13 protein-coding genes are annotated in these 14,262 nt (G+C 54.1%); 3 read left to right on the top strand and 10 right to left on the bottom strand.

Annotated features, from left to right (window positions below; genetic code table 11):
* Positions 1-64: 64 nt before the first annotated feature.
* From amtB to decR, 5 genes are all read right to left on the bottom strand, one after another.
* The gene (gene amtB / locus ABVN44_RS04800; RefSeq protein WP_000684912.1) at positions 65-1,351 is read right to left on the bottom strand and encodes an ammonium transporter AmtB; all 1,287 of its coding nucleotides are present in this window, start codon (positions 1,349-1,351) and stop codon (positions 65-67) included.
* Between the two features lie 31 nt (positions 1,352-1,382).
* Entirely contained in the window at positions 1,383-1,721 is a 339-nt protein-coding gene (gene glnK, locus ABVN44_RS04795) for a P-II family nitrogen regulator (RefSeq protein ID WP_000780341.1), read from the bottom strand.
* Positions 1,722-1,933: 212 nt separating this feature from the next.
* Entirely contained in the window at positions 1,934-3,715 is a 1,782-nt protein-coding gene (locus ABVN44_RS04790) for a SmdB family multidrug efflux ABC transporter permease/ATP-binding protein (protein ID WP_023231709.1), read from the bottom strand.
* Positions 3,708-5,480 (bottom strand): SmdA family multidrug ABC transporter permease/ATP-binding protein, encoded by a 1,773-nt coding sequence (locus ABVN44_RS04785; protein WP_023231710.1) that lies wholly within the window; start codon positions 5,478-5,480, stop codon positions 3,708-3,710. The genes ABVN44_RS04790 and ABVN44_RS04785 overlap by 8 nt, the downstream gene beginning before the upstream one ends.
* Before the next feature lie 40 nt (positions 5,481-5,520).
* Positions 5,521-5,979 (bottom strand): DNA-binding transcriptional regulator DecR, encoded by a 459-nt coding sequence (gene decR, locus ABVN44_RS04780; RefSeq protein ID WP_000884593.1) that lies wholly within the window; start codon positions 5,977-5,979, stop codon positions 5,521-5,523.
* A 112-nt stretch (positions 5,980-6,091) separates the two neighbouring features.
* Between decR and cdsH the strand changes: the two genes are divergently transcribed.
* Complete coding sequence (gene cdsH / locus ABVN44_RS04775) at positions 6,092-7,147, top strand: cysteine desulfhydrase (RefSeq protein ID WP_072103664.1); 1,056 nt, start codon at positions 6,092-6,094, stop codon at positions 7,145-7,147.
* A 49-nt stretch (positions 7,148-7,196) separates the two neighbouring features.
* On the opposite strand, the gene cof is transcribed toward cdsH, so the two are convergent.
* Positions 7,197-8,015 (bottom strand): HMP-PP phosphatase, encoded by an 819-nt coding sequence (gene cof / locus ABVN44_RS04770; RefSeq protein ID WP_023231712.1) that lies wholly within the window; start codon positions 8,013-8,015, stop codon positions 7,197-7,199.
* A 100-nt stretch (positions 8,016-8,115) separates the two neighbouring features.
* On the opposite strand from cof, the gene ABVN44_RS04765 reads away from it, so the two are divergent.
* Together ABVN44_RS04765 and queC are read left to right on the top strand one after the other, a co-directional pair.
* A complete protein-coding gene (locus ABVN44_RS04765; RefSeq protein WP_001238174.1) occupies positions 8,116-9,816 on the top strand; it encodes an SgrR family transcriptional regulator in 1,701 nt (566 codons plus the stop codon).
* A 64-nt stretch (positions 9,817-9,880) separates the two neighbouring features.
* Positions 9,881-10,576: a 7-cyano-7-deazaguanine synthase QueC gene (gene queC / locus ABVN44_RS04760; protein ID WP_000817201.1), complete on the top strand. Its 696-nt coding sequence runs from the start codon at positions 9,881-9,883 to the stop codon at positions 10,574-10,576.
* A gap of 106 nt (positions 10,577-10,682) precedes the next feature.
* On the opposite strand, the gene fadM is transcribed toward queC, so the two are convergent.
* From fadM to hupB, 4 genes are all read right to left on the bottom strand, one after another.
* Positions 10,683-11,081: a long-chain acyl-CoA thioesterase FadM gene (gene fadM, locus ABVN44_RS04755; protein ID WP_001194543.1), complete on the bottom strand. Its 399-nt coding sequence runs from the start codon at positions 11,079-11,081 to the stop codon at positions 10,683-10,685.
* 103 nt (positions 11,082-11,184) lie between these two features.
* The gene (locus tag ABVN44_RS04750) at positions 11,185-11,559 is read right to left on the bottom strand and encodes a helix-hairpin-helix domain-containing protein (RefSeq protein ID WP_000680322.1); all 375 of its coding nucleotides are present in this window, start codon (positions 11,557-11,559) and stop codon (positions 11,185-11,187) included.
* 149 nt (positions 11,560-11,708) lie between these two features.
* The gene (gene ppiD, locus ABVN44_RS04745; protein WP_000969434.1) at positions 11,709-13,580 is read right to left on the bottom strand and encodes a peptidylprolyl isomerase; all 1,872 of its coding nucleotides are present in this window, start codon (positions 13,578-13,580) and stop codon (positions 11,709-11,711) included.
* Between the two features lie 290 nt (positions 13,581-13,870).
* Entirely contained in the window at positions 13,871-14,161 is a 291-nt protein-coding gene (hupB, locus tag ABVN44_RS04740) for a nucleoid-associated protein HU-beta (protein ID WP_254888479.1), read from the bottom strand.
* Between the last annotated feature and the right edge of the window lie 101 nt (positions 14,162-14,262).

Genomic DNA, 14,262 nt, shown 5'->3' with positions numbered 1-14,262 from the left:
ACGCTGCGCTTATCCGGCCTACGGTAAACTGGATAAGCGCAGCGCCATCAGGCATGTTGCGCAATCACGCGTTATACGCATTCTCGCCGTGACTGTTCACATCCAGCCCCTCGCGCTCCTGCTCTTCCGGTACACGCAGTCCAACAAGGATATCCGCCAGTTTGTAACCAACAAACGCGACAACGCCGGACCAGACGACCGTAATAGCAATACTTTCCAGCTGTACCATCACCTGATGTCCCATCGTAACGCCGTCGACAAAGCCAACGCCGCCCAGCGAACTGGCGGCAAAAACGCCGGTCAGGATACAGCCGACTATTCCGCAAACGCCGTGAACGCCAAATACGTCGCACGGATCATCTACCCGTAGCAGACGTTTAAGCATGGTGACTCCCCACAATCCCGCCAGACCCGCAATAACGCCGATAACCAGCGCGCCGCCAACGCCAACATAGCCACAGGCTGGCGTCACGCCGACCAGACCGGCAATCGCGCCGGAACACGCTCCCAGCAGGGAAGGCTTACCGCGTAGCGTCCACTCGCCGATAATCCACCCCAGAATCGCGGCGGCGGTCGCCACCACGGTGTTCACAAAGGCCAGCGCTGCTATCTCGTTTGCGCTCCCCGCAGAACCCGCGTTAAATCCAAACCAGCCGATATATAGAATCGCAGTACCGGTAAAGACCATCGGCAGGTTATGGGGTTTAAATGCTTCTTTCCCAAAGCCGACGCGTTTGCCAATTAAATAAGCCCCCACCAGCCCGGCGATAGCGGCGTTAATATGCACCACCGTACCACCGGCAAAATCCAGCGCGCCGTGAGCAGCCAGCAGGCCGCCGCCCCACACCATGTGCGCAATCGGGATATAAGAGAGCGTGAACCACACCACGACAAAAATCAGTACCGCCGAAAAACGAATACGCTCCGCCAGCGCGCCGACAATCAGCCCGACGGTAATACAGGCGAAAGATCCCTGAAACGCGACATGAATATACTGATAAATCGTACCCGTTACCGCCGTCAACGCGATATTCTTCAACATCGCTCCATCAGCATTACCGAAGAAATGATTCCCTTCGCCAAAAGCCAGCGAATAGCCGTACACCACCCATAAAATACAGACCAGCGCAAAGGTGACGGTCACTTGCGTTAACATTGACAGCACGTTCTTGGCGCGAATTAATCCGCCGTAAAACAGCGCGATACCCGGTATCGTCATGAACAGCACCAGCGCGGTGCAAATCATCATAAAAGCACTATCCGCTTTATCGGCAACCGCCGGCGCGGCTATCGTTAGCCCAGGCAGCAGCGCCAGTGAAGCCAGTGTGGTTTTTATCATCGCTATCTTCATTTTTTCATTTCCTGTTGCTGTGTGGCGGGTCTTACAGCGCTGCTTCGTCAGCTTCGCCGGTACGAATCCGAATAACGCGCATGAGCTCCGCGACGAAAATTTTGCCGTCGCCAATTTTTCCGGTGTAAGCCGCTTTACTGATGATATCGATCACCTCTTCCAGTTGGTCGTCGGCGATAGCCACATCAATTTTGACCTTCGGCAGGAAATTCACGCTGTACTCCGCGCCGCGATACAGTTCGGCGTGTCCTTTCTGACGGCCAAACCCTTTCACTTCGGTGACGGTCAGTCCCTGAATGCCAATGGAAGAAAGCGCCTCCCGCACGTCCTCCAGCTTGAACGGTTTGATAATTACGGTAACCAGCTTCATAGAACCCTCCAGTCAGAATTAGGTAACGGCTGCCGCCGCGCATGGACTCTTCAGAATGGATATTGCAAAGGATGTGCCAGAAGCTGGCGAGCGAGGAAAAGCGCGGTTAGCGGCGCGTCTTTATATTGACGCGCCCCAAAATCGAAGCAGGGAAAGAAAAACGCACCACGACGGTGCATGATGGGCGAGGTTTTGCCCTGTGGCGCCAAACCTTACGCCGCAGGGCCGGGTTCTTCGTGTACGCTGGCGGCTAACCCCTCGCCAACTAACTGTAATTGATACATTTGCCAGTAGCGCCCTTGCGCCGCCAGCAATTGTTGATGCGTCCCGCGCTCCACCGCCTGGCCGCGATGGAGAACCAGAATGGTATCCGCCTCCACGATTGTCGATAGCCGATGGGCAATAACCACCAGCGTGGTGCGCTCGCGAATCGCCGCCAGCGCCTGCTGTATCGCCTGCTCAGTGCCGGAATCGATGCTGGCCGTCGCTTCATCAAGAATTAATATTTGCGGGGCGTCAACCAGCACGCGTGCCAGCGCCAATAGCTGTTTTTGCCCGACGGACAGCGTATTTCCCTGCTCGCCGAGATGCGTATGCAGCCCGTCGCTCAAGCCGCGCGCCAGATCTGCCAGTTGTACCGTTTCCAGCGCCTGCCACACCTGCGCCTCGGAGACATCGCGCCCCAGCGTCACATTAGCCAGAAAGGTATCCGCCATCACTACCGGGTCCTGTTGAACCATCGCCACGCCCTGGCGTAAAACGCGATGATTAAGAGAGGAGATCTCTCGCCCATCCAGCCGAATTTCGCCTTGTGTCAGGGGGTAATACCCCATTAATAAGCTGGCGAGCGTGCTCTTCCCGCTGCCGGTGTGCCCCACCAGCGCCACAAAGCTACGGGACGGTACTGAGAGCGTAATGTCCTGTAAAACAAGATTATCGTCGCGGTAAGCAAACGACAGATGATCAATATCAATCGCCCCGCTTTGTAACGGCCTGTCATCGCTGCCATAGCGCTGGCGCGGGCGATCCATCAGTTCAAAAACACGTTCTCCCGCCACAACCGCCTGCTGTAGCATGGATTGCTGGGTGGTCAGTTCAATGAGCGGCTCGTTCAGACGTGACAAATAGCTAATGAACGCATACAGCACTCCGACCTCAATCGTGCCGGCAGACGTAAAGCTGAAAAGCATCAACAGACCGCACAAAATGAGCGCAGAAAAGAGGCTAAGCAGCGGACGCAATAAAAAGCCGTCTAAGCGTAGTGTCTGCATCCGCGCCATGTAGTGCGAGCGGCTGGCCTCGCCCATGCGTTCGCCGAAGCGCGCCTGCTGGCGAAACTGCTGGATTACGCTCATCCCGTTGATGATTTCGTTAAAGCCGTCGTTAATATCCGCCAGGTATGCCCGCACGCGGCGTACAATCGGCGTACTGTAGCGCTGATAAATGACCATCACGGTCAATACCGCCGGAAAAATCAAAATCGCCACCAGCGCCATCCGCCAGTCAAGGCTGAACATGGCGACCAGCATGGCGCCGATCAACGCCGCGCTACGTAATACCGTCGCGACAACCGTGACGTACAGATCGCGGATGACTTCCGTATCGTTGGTCACGCGTGAAATTAATTGTCCGACAGGCTGCGTGTCGAAGGCGCTTAGCGGCTGGCGCAAGGCGGCATCCATGACGTCCGTGCGCAAGGACTGAACCACGCCAACGGCCGCCCGGTTAAATAATAAAGACTGGGCGTAATGCAGACCCGCCGCCAGAAACTGTAGCCCCACATAGGCGGCCGCCAGCCCCGCGACCTTGCCCAACGGTAAATGGTGGCGGGCCACCATGTTATCAATGAAATAGCTGATCAGCAGCGGACCGCTAACCTCCGCCGCCGCCGCAATCCACAGCATCATCACCGCGACAGAGAGCGGTTTTCGCCATGGCGAGCCATACGCCAGCAACCGTTTCAGCGTCGGCCATAGCTGTCCAAAACTACGCATTCACCGCCTCCTCGCCGCGTTCCGGCGCGTCATCCAGAGCGGCCTCCAGTTGCTGATAGCGATACATATCGCGATACCAGCCAATCTGCTGCGCCAGTTGATCGTGATCGCCGCGCTGAACAACATGACCATGTTGCATAACGATAATTTCATTGGCGTCGGTCAGCGCGGATAAACGATGCGCGCTGATGATGACCGTACGCCCTTCGCCCCACTGGCGCAAATTATGCAAAATCTGATGCTCCGTGCGGCCATCTACTGCTGAGAGCGCATCATCAAGAAGCAGAATTTCCGCATTCAACAGCAGCGCTCTGGCAATCGAGATACGCTGTTTTTGCCCTCCCGATAACATGACGCCACGTTCACCTACCTGCGTGTCGTAGCCCTGAGGCAAACGGAGAATATCCTCATGTACGCTGGCTAAACGCGCCACCTGTTCAATCTCCTCCTGAGTCGCCTCCGGGCGTCCGAGCGCAATATTATTGGCAATAGAGTCCGAGAACAAAAACGGCGTCTGGCTGACGACCGCCAGTCGGCTACGCCAGCTATCCAGCTGCAGATGCGTCAACGGCATGTCATGGAATCGGATCTCTCCCTGCGTCACATCAAAATGGCGCTGGATAAGCGACAATATTGTGCTTTTCCCCGCGCCGGTCGGACCGCATATCCCCAGCATCTGACCCGGTTTAAGACGAAAGTTCACATTCTCCAGCGCCGGATGCGTCGTTTGCGGATAGCAAAACTCACGAATGGCCGCCGTCAGTTCGCCGCGCCCCGCCGGGACCGACTCTTCGCCATCCTTAACTACCGGCGCTTCCGCCAGCATGGCGCGGATGCGGCTGTATGCGGCGCTACCCCGCTCCACGATATTAAACATCCAGGCCAGCGCCAGCATCGGCCAAATCATCAACCCCAGATACATCATAAAGCTGGTGAGTTCGCCCAGCGTCAGGCTGCCGTTAACCACCATCCAGCTTCCGCCGCTAATCGCGAGCAGGTTCGCCATGCCAATGGCGATGTAAATGGTTGGATCAAAACGCGCGTCAATACGCGCCACGCGCATATTTTTCTTGCCGGTATCTTCGGCATCCGCCGCAAACAGCGAAGACTGGCGGTCCTCCAGACCAAACGCTTTGATCATGCGGATGCTGGTCAGACTCTCCTGCGTGCGGTCGTTCAGGCTGGAGAAGGCGGCCTGCGCCAGTTTGAAATAATCATGCAGCCGATCGCCGTAACGTTTGATCATCAGCGCCATAATCGGCATCGGCAACAGCGCTAATAGCGTTAGCTGCCAGCTAATTTGCGTCGACATGACAATCAGTACCGCGCAGCCCATTACCAGCGAGTCAACCAGCGTCAGAACGCCCTCGCCCGCCGCAAATACGACGCGATCCACATCATTCGTCGCACGCGCGATCAGATCGCCCGTCCGATGGCGCTGATAAAATTCGGGATGCTGACGACTCAGCTGGCGATAATAATCTTCACGCAGTTCGACGGCTAATTGATAAGAAGCGCCAAATAGCAGCACGCGCCAGACATAGCGCAACAAATAGACCACTACGGCGATCAGGGCAATGGTGCCAATCCACATCGCTATTCGGCCTGGAGTAAAATGCTGTGCGGTTACGCCATCCACGACAATCCCCACCACTTTGGGCGGGATCAGCTGAAGCATCGCAATAAGCATAAGCAGGGCCACCGCGCCAAGATAGCGACGCCATTCCCGGCGAAAGTACCAGCTTAATTGAGCAAATAATCGCACGCGTTATTTCCTGATATGATTTCCGGCAATACCGGGAGAATTATTCAATGGGCAGAGAGGTGGTGTACTTAATCTGTTCCATCGCAAAACTGGAGGTGACGTCTGACAGTCCTGGGACGCTATTGACCAGACGTTTATAGAAGTCGTCATACCGCTTCATGTCGGCCACCTGAACTCGCATCAGATAGTCGTATTCCCCCGCCATCCGCCAGAAGCCAAGCACTTCCGGCATCTCAGAGACGACGGTCACGAACCGACAGTACCATTCACTGCTGTGGTGCTGCGTTTTTATCAACACAAAAGCGGTTAACCCCAGCCCCAGTTTTTCCGGGTCCAGCAGCGCGACCCTGCCAAGCAGGATACCGTCATCTTCCAGGCGTTTAAGCCGCTTCCAGCAAGGCGTTGTCGTCAGATTAACGGCATCCGCCAGCGCCTGCAAAGAGAGGGTACAATCCTGCTGCAATAAGCAAAGCAGCTTACGGTCAATTTTATCTAACATACCCACTCCATAGAGAATATTTTTCTCCTTACATTGTAATTTAAAGGTCAAATAGCAACAATTTTTTCCGTACTTTTCGCTACTCTTGGCACAAAATGATAAATGGATATTAATGATGAGTAGCAATTGGGTTAAAAATGCCATTAATGAAATTAACGCTGACCACCAGCGCTCGGCGGATACGCATCTTATTCGTTTGCCCCTGTCGGCATTTCCAGGTATCCAGCTTTACCTGAAAGACGAAAGCACGCATCCCACCGGTAGCCTCAAGCATCGTCTGGCGCGCTCGCTGTTCCTTTATGGGCTGTGCAATGGCTGGATTAAAGAAGGCACTCCGATTATTGAAGCGTCATCAGGCTCAACGGCGATTTCCGAAGCCTGGTTCGCGCGTTTACTGGGACTGCCGTTCATCGCCGTCATGCCCGCCTGTACCGCAAAACGTAAAATCGAACAGATTCAATTTTACGGCGGCCACTGTCATTTTGTGGAGAGCGCCTGCGAAATTTATGCCGCCTCCGAGCGGCTGGCGCATGAACTGAACGGTCACTATATGGACCAGTTTACCTACGCAGAACGAGCTACCGACTGGCGGGGCAACAATAATATTGCCGACAGTATTTTCCGCCAGATGCGCAACGAACCCCATCCAGTACCGCGATTTATCGTCATGAGCGCCGGAACGGGCGGAACCTCTGCGACGATTGGGCGCTATATTCGCTGCCAGGGCTATGATACTCAGCTCATGGTGGTGGATCCGGAAAATTCCGTCTTTTTACCTTACTGGCAGGATCGCGACGCTTCATTACGCAGCCCGGTGGGCAGTAAAATTGAAGGAATTGGTCGTCCGCGAGTAGAGCCTTCTTTTATTCCGGATGTCGTGGATGAGATGCTGCGCGTGCCGGACGCCGCCAGCGTTGCCACCGCACACTGGCTGGAAACGCAGCTAGGCCGTAAAGTCGGCGCCTCTACCGGCACGAATATGTGGGGAGCTCTGCAGCTTGCGGCCCGGATGCGCGAGGCTGGAGAAACCGGCGCTATCGTGACGTTATTGTGCGATAGCGGCGATCGCTATCTGGATAGCTATTACCATCCGTCCTGGGTTAGCGACCATATCGGCGATTTGACGCCGTGGTCAGCGGCCATCGCAAAATTACTTACCGGCGACTAAAAACCAAAAAAAAGCCAGACTGAATGTCTGGCTTGCTGGAAGAGATCTCTCATTCGGGGGAATAAGGTAGATGCGGATTGTCCAGCCAATGCGTCAAAAAGTGTGATACCGCTTGATTACCACAATGTCCGATAACCGAAAGGTGTGGCAGCGCGGCGATAAGCTGCGGCATGGCATTGCCCATAATGAGCCCCCGCCCGACGCTGCCCAGCATTTCCCGATCGTTCATCGCGTCGCCAAACGCCATGCAATCTGCCAGTGAAAGCCCTAAATGGTTGCTCAATACCGCCAGCGCCGATCCTTTATTGCACCCCAGCGGTAGCACTTCCAGGCAGTCGACGGCAGAGAAACAGAGGTGAGCGCGTTCTTCCAGCGCCTCATTGAGCTGAATGCGCAAACGGATCAGATCGTCATGATCGCCGCAAAAACAGATCTTCGTCACCTGATGGGCCGGAATACTTTTTATATCGATAACCTGATAACGAAAGCCGCTGTAGACGTGCGCCTGGAGTAGCGCGGGGATCTCCTGGCCTGTAAACCAGCCGTTGTCATTAAACACATGCATACTGGCTCGGGTATCCCAGGCATGGTGCATCACCGTATCGGCAACCTGAGGATCGAGATCCTGACGATGCAGCACGTCGCCTTCCAGCGAGTGAATTCGCGTCCCGTTACCGGTAACAAGATAAGCATCCAGTGAAAGCGTCCCCAGAATATGCCGCATCTCCAGCACGTGACGACCCGTAGCGAATGTCAGAGTGATATCGCGTTCGCGCAGACGCGACAGCGTGGCGATCGTTTCTCTACCCAAATGGTGATCGGGCATTAATAACGTGCCATCCATATCAAATGCTGCCAGACGGGCCATCTCTTTCTCCACACTGTGACGCGGTTAACTTGTTGTTCAGTATTACCTGAGATATACGGAAGTAATAGTGAACAGATAAAAGGAAGTGTTCCGGGTTTCTATGAGGCTACTGAATCGGCTTAATCAATATCAACGCCTCTGGCAGCCTTCCGCCGGGGAAACGCAACATGTCACCGTTAGCGAACTGGCCGAACGCTGTTTTTGTAGCGAGCGCCATCTGCGAACGCTGCTGCGTCAGGCCCAGCAGGCAGGTTGGCTAAGATGGGAGGCGCAGTCCGGGCGCGGGAAACGTGGACGGCTCCAGTTTCTGGTCACGCCGGAATCGCTCCGCACCGCCATGATGGAACAGGCGCTGGAAAAAGGGCAGCAGCTCAACGTACTGGAACTGGCGCAGCTGGCGCCGGGCGAGTTACGGGCGATGCTCCAGCCTTTTATGGGCGGCCAATGGCAAAACGATACGCCGACATTGCGTATTCCCTACTATCGTCCGCTTGATCCGCTGCAGCCGGGTTTTCTGCCAGGACGCGCGGAACAGCATCTCGCAGGGCAAGTTTTTTCCGGGTTAACGCGCTTCGACCGCGATAGCCAATATCCTTGCGGGGATTTGGCGCATCACTGGAAGGTTTCCGCCGACGGTTTACGCTGGGATTTTTATATTCGCTCCACGCTGCACTGGCATAATGGCGATGCGGTGGATACCGCGCAGCTACACGAACGCCTGGAAAGGCTGCTTACCCTACCGGCGCTAAGCAAATTGTTTATTAGCGTCGCACGGATCGAAGTAACGCATCCTCAGTGCCTGACCTTTCTCCTTCACCGACCTGATTACTGGCTGGCGCATCGTCTGGCGAGCTATTGTAGCGGTCTGGCGCATCCTGACCTGCCGCTTATCGGCACCGGTCCTTTTCGCCTGGCGTTGTTCACGCCGGAACTGGTGCGTCTGGAAAGTCATGACCATTATCACCTCAGCCATCCGCTGCTGAAAGCGATTGAATTCTGGATCACCCCGCAACTGTTTGCCCAGGATCTGGGCACCAGTTGCCGCCATCCGGTGCAGATTGCCATCGGCAAACCGGAAGAGCTGGCGACGCTGAGTCAGGTAAGTAGTGGTATCAGTCTTGGCTTTTGTTATTTAACCCTCAAAAAGGGCTCACGGCTCAACGTACAGCAGGCGCGGCGTCTGATACATATTATCCATCATACTTCGCTGCTGAAAACCTTACCGGTAGATGAGAACTTGATTATGCCAAGTCAGGGGCTGCTACCCGGCTGGACAATCCCGCAATGGCAGGACGTTGATGAAACGCCATTGCCGAAAAAACTTACCCTGGCGTATCACCTTCCCGTAGAGCTGCATACGATGGCGGAACAGCTTCGACATTACCTGGCGACGCTCGGCTGTGAGTTAACGTTGATTTTTCATAATGCCAAAAACTGGGATAACTGCCCTGCGTTGGCGCAAGCGGATCTGATGATGGGCGACAGGCTGATCGGCGAAGCGCCGGAATATACGCTGGAGCAGTGGCTACGTTGCGATCAGATCTGGCCGCATGTCCTTGACGCGCCTGCGTTTTCCCATCTGCAGGCTACGCTTGACGCTCTGCAAATTCAGCCCAATGAAAAAGATCGCCGCGCCGCGCTACAACAAGTTTTTGCCAACCTGATGGATGACGCCACACTTACGCCACTATTTAATTATCACTATCGCATCAGCGCCCCACCGGGCGTTAACGGCGTTCGACTCACCCCTCGCGGCTGGTTTGAATTTAGCGAAGCCTGGCTTCCGCCGCCTTCGCCGTGAAGAAGCTGGTCGGGATTATCCGTACGCGTTACCATATTGGTTTTCGTCATTGATCAGGATAACTATGAAACGCGCCGTTGTTGTATTTAGTGGAGGTCAGGACTCCACCACTTGTCTGGCGCAAGCGCGGCATCAGTATGATGAAGTGCATTGTGTCACGTTTGATTATGGTCAGCGCCACCGCGCAGAGATTGATGTCGCGCGCGCACTGGCGTTAAAACTTGGCGCACGCGCGCATAAAGTGCTGGATGTCACTTTGCTGAACGAACTGGCGGTCAGCAGCCTGACGCGGGATAGCATTCCGGTGCCGGACTATGAACCGAACGCTGACGGTATCCCCAATACTTTCGTACCGGGACGCAATATTCTCTTTCTGACGCTGGCGGCGATTTACGCTTATCAGGTCAAAGCCGAAGCGGTGATCACCGGCGTTTGCGAGACCGATTTTTCCGGCTATCCAGACTGTCGCGATGAGTTCGTCAAAGCGCTGAATCACGCGGTGAATCTGGGCATGGCGAAAGATATCCGTTTCGAAACGCCCTTAATGTGGATTGATAAAGCTGAAACCTGGGCGCTGGCCGATTATTGGGGCCAACTGGATTTGGTTCGCGAAGAGACGCTGACCTGCTATAACGGCATTAAAGGCGATGGCTGTGGTCATTGCGCAGCCTGTAATCTGCGCGCTAACGGCCTGAATCATTATCTGTCGAATAAAGCGGCGGTGATGGCGGCAATGAAGCAAAAAACCGGGTTAAGGTGATTGTTTTGCCGGATGGCGGCGCACGCACCTTATCCGTGCCTGGCGATATGCACCATGGTCAATATCGCCAGGCCGGACAAGTTCAACGCCATCAGACTGCGAAGCGTTATTGCACCATCTGTTCCAGCTTTTCACGCAATTCGCCTTCCAGCGGCAGCGCTTTTTGCGTTTTTAAATCAATACAAACAAACGTGATGAGCGCATCGGCCACCACCTGCCCTTCTGGCTCCAGCGTAATCGTCTGGCTTAATACGCCGCTTTTACCGTTAAGCTGTTGTACCTGGCTGGTCACGGTCAATAGATCGCTCAATACCGCCGGGCGACGGTAATTTATATTGATGTTTACCACCACAAAGGCAATATTGCGGGCCGTCATCCACTGAAAGCTGTCGCTGTTTTCCAGACCATCCCAACGGGCCTCTTCCAGAAACTCCAGATAGCGGGCATTATTAACATGTTGATAAACATCAAGATGATATCCACGAACTTTGATTTGTGTTTGCATAGCGCAATAACCTTACGTTGTTGTTATAAGTAAACGACAAGTACAGAGGTCATAACTGGTATGACCTCTACAGTCTGGCAAATTTTGGCCACTGTGCAAGTGATTACAATGTTAAAACTGCCAGATTACGCTCCACCAGCGCGCTTCCCATTCCCGGCACCTGCTTTAAATCATCCACCGTTTTAAAAGGACCATACTCCTCCCGATAGCTCACAATAGCCTGCGCTTTTTTCAGCCCAACGCCGTTCATCACCCGCGCCAGATCCTCCGCAGACGCGGTATTAATGCTTACCCTGGTACCTTCATCATCGCTGGCTTTAGCAGGTAATGCCGCTTTGGCGGAGGATGAAGAAGGCGTATCCGCTTTTGTTTCCACCGCTGCATTTTTTGCGACAGGCGTCGCCGCCAGCGCGCTATGGGCCATGCCCGCGCAGGTTAAAGAAAGCGTAATAAGCAGTGCTTTAATTCCGTGTTTCATACTGTTTTCTCCTTGTTTGTTAACAGTGCAGCCACGATAGCGGGGCGGAGAAAAACGAACAAACGGCAATTATCAGAAATGGAAAAGGCCGCGAAAGCGGCCTTTGTGGGATACAACGTTTTGCAATTTTTTGCGAAGCGCCTCGACGATTACTGCTGTTCCAGAGCGTCGCCGATTTTGATTTTCGCCTCTTTACGCAGATTGCTCATCAGCGCCTCAAAGACAATTTGCGCATTGTTCTGCGTGATGCCCTGCACCATCGCTTTTTTCTGCGCTTCCGGCATGGCGCCCGCTTTCACCTCGTCAAACGCCAGCAGAACGACGTTACCCTGCATATCGTTCGCCACGCCATAAACTGGCTTATCTTTCGTCGGAAGGCTTAACGCAAAGGCCGCCTGACTCACCGGATCCTGACTGGTACGACTTAACGTTTTAGGCTCGCCAAAACTCAGACCCGCCGCTTTCATCGCTTCCGCGCCCTTGCCCGCTTTCAGCTCGACCAGCAGTTTTTCCGCATCCAGCTTCGCCTGTTGTTCCGCTTTATTATGCTTCACCAGGGCAGTGACCTGTTCTTTCACTTCTGCCAACGGCTTCACGGCTTCAGGTTTATGTTCGCTCACGCGCACAACAAAAGCCCGGTCGCCATCTACGGTGATAATGTCTGAATTCGGCCCCGGCGTACCGTTTTCGCCTACCAGACCGCCATTAAAGATAGCATCGGCTACCGGTTTGAAGTTCAGCTCTTCCGGTAAGGTGTCACGGCTAAACCAGCCGGTTTCAACCGCTTTTACGCCAGCGACCTGTTCAGCGCCTGCTAACGACTCATTGTCGTTGCTTGCCGCATCGCTCACCTTCTGCTGCAACGCATAGTAAGCATCCAGCGCTTTTTCCTGTTTCACTTTCGCGGCAATGTCGTCGCGAACCTCGCTTAACGGTTTCACTTTGGCAGGCTGAATATCATCCAGACGCGCCACCAGAAAACCGACAGACGACTTAATCACGCCAGATATCTGGCCTTTTTCTTTTAATCCGGCGTTTTTCAGTTCCGGCACCGTGGCAGACTCTTCCAGCCAGCCCATATCGCCGCCATTACGCGCAGAGATGATATCGGTAGATTTCTCTTTCGCCAGCGTGGCGAAATCTTCGCCCTTGTTCAGCGCATCCAGTACCGCTTTCGCATCATCTTCCGTTTTGGTCTGAATAATGCTGTAACGAATGCGCTCCGGCTGAGTAAACTGATCTACATGCTGGTCATAATAGGCCTGAATATCCGCATCGCTGACCGGTGCCTGCATCGTCGCGGCATCCAGCTTGATATAGCTTACGCGGAACTGTTCCGGCGTCATAAAGCGGACTTTATTCTGATCGTAGTAGCTGGACACTTCCTGATCGGTCACCTGCTGCTTCGCCGCCAGCGCGTTGACATCAATAACGGCTTCACGCACCACGCGCTGTTGAGAGACTAATGCCGCCAGTTCGTCGGTTTCCCCTTTCAGCATAAAATCAGTACCGGCCACGCCGTTGATCAGTTGCTGAGTGGTAAGCTGGTTACGCAGCGCCTGAGCGTACTGATCGGCGGTCATTCCCATCTGATTCACAATCGCGTTATAGCGGTTGTTGTCAAACTTACCGTCCACCTGAAAAGCGGGAGTGGCGAAAATCGCCTGTTTTACCTGCTCATCGCTGATGCCCAGTTTCAGTTCGCGGGAATATTGATCCAACAGCGCTTCATCTATCAGACGATTCAGCACCTGCTGGCGCAGGCTTTTCATATAACCTTCGTTGGCCGCCAGTTCAGAATACCTGTCGCCCAACTGCTGCTGCATACGGTTACGTTCGTTGTTAAACGCATTCTCAAACTGTGCCCGGCTGATTTCCTGGCCATTCACTTTTGCGGCGTAGTTATTGCTTCCGCCAATCAGGTAACCACTAACGCCGGTCAAAATGAACGACACGATAATGATAACGAAAATAATCTTGAGCACGAGACTGTTTGCAGCCGTGCGTAAGCTGTCCATCATGGTGTAACCACACTCCGCTGTAGGTGACTTTACACTTTATCTTTCAGGCGGCTTCTCCGCTGGCTACCGAGTGATTCGCTCAGTCGCCGCGTCGACGCAACCTGAATGATTTGCGTATAGAGACTTCACGCGCATCGCATTTTCTGAACGCGGCGCACAAAAGCCTATTGTGACAAGAAACGAGGGCAATTGTCAGCCCGCAACGCACAGAAAGTCCCGAATCGCCAATAAAAAAGGCACATCAGTTGATGCGCCCTTGTACTTTGTCACATCCCCCGAGGGGATCACGCTTAGTTTACCGCGTCTTTCAGCGCTTTACCTGCACGGAAACTCGGCACTTTGGCAGCGGCGATGGTGATCTCTTTACCTGTTTGCGGGTTGCGACCAGTACGGGCAGCACGCTCTTTAACAGCAAAAGTACCAAAGCCTACCAGTGCAACGTCATCCCCTTCTTTCAGAGATTCGGTAACAGAAGCAATAATCGCATCTAACGCACGTCCAGCCGCAGCCTTAGAGATATCAGCCCCTGCAGCAATTTTTTCGATCAGTTGAGATTTATTCACTCTTCTCTTCCTCTTTATAATTTATATCGCACCTGAATCCTTCGAAGTACGACCGCGCAGCAGTTATATCAGGCCTGCCACGCCCTTACAACACCCGTTAATGGTGGCAGACCCAATCA

It is taken from the genome of Salmonella sp. SJTUF15570, from assembly GCF_043357055.1.
Classification (GTDB): Bacteria; Pseudomonadota; Gammaproteobacteria; order Enterobacterales; family Enterobacteriaceae; genus Salmonella; species Salmonella enterica.
The sequence above is the reverse complement of the archived record's forward strand: the minus strand, read 5'-3'. Positions and strand labels throughout refer to the sequence as shown.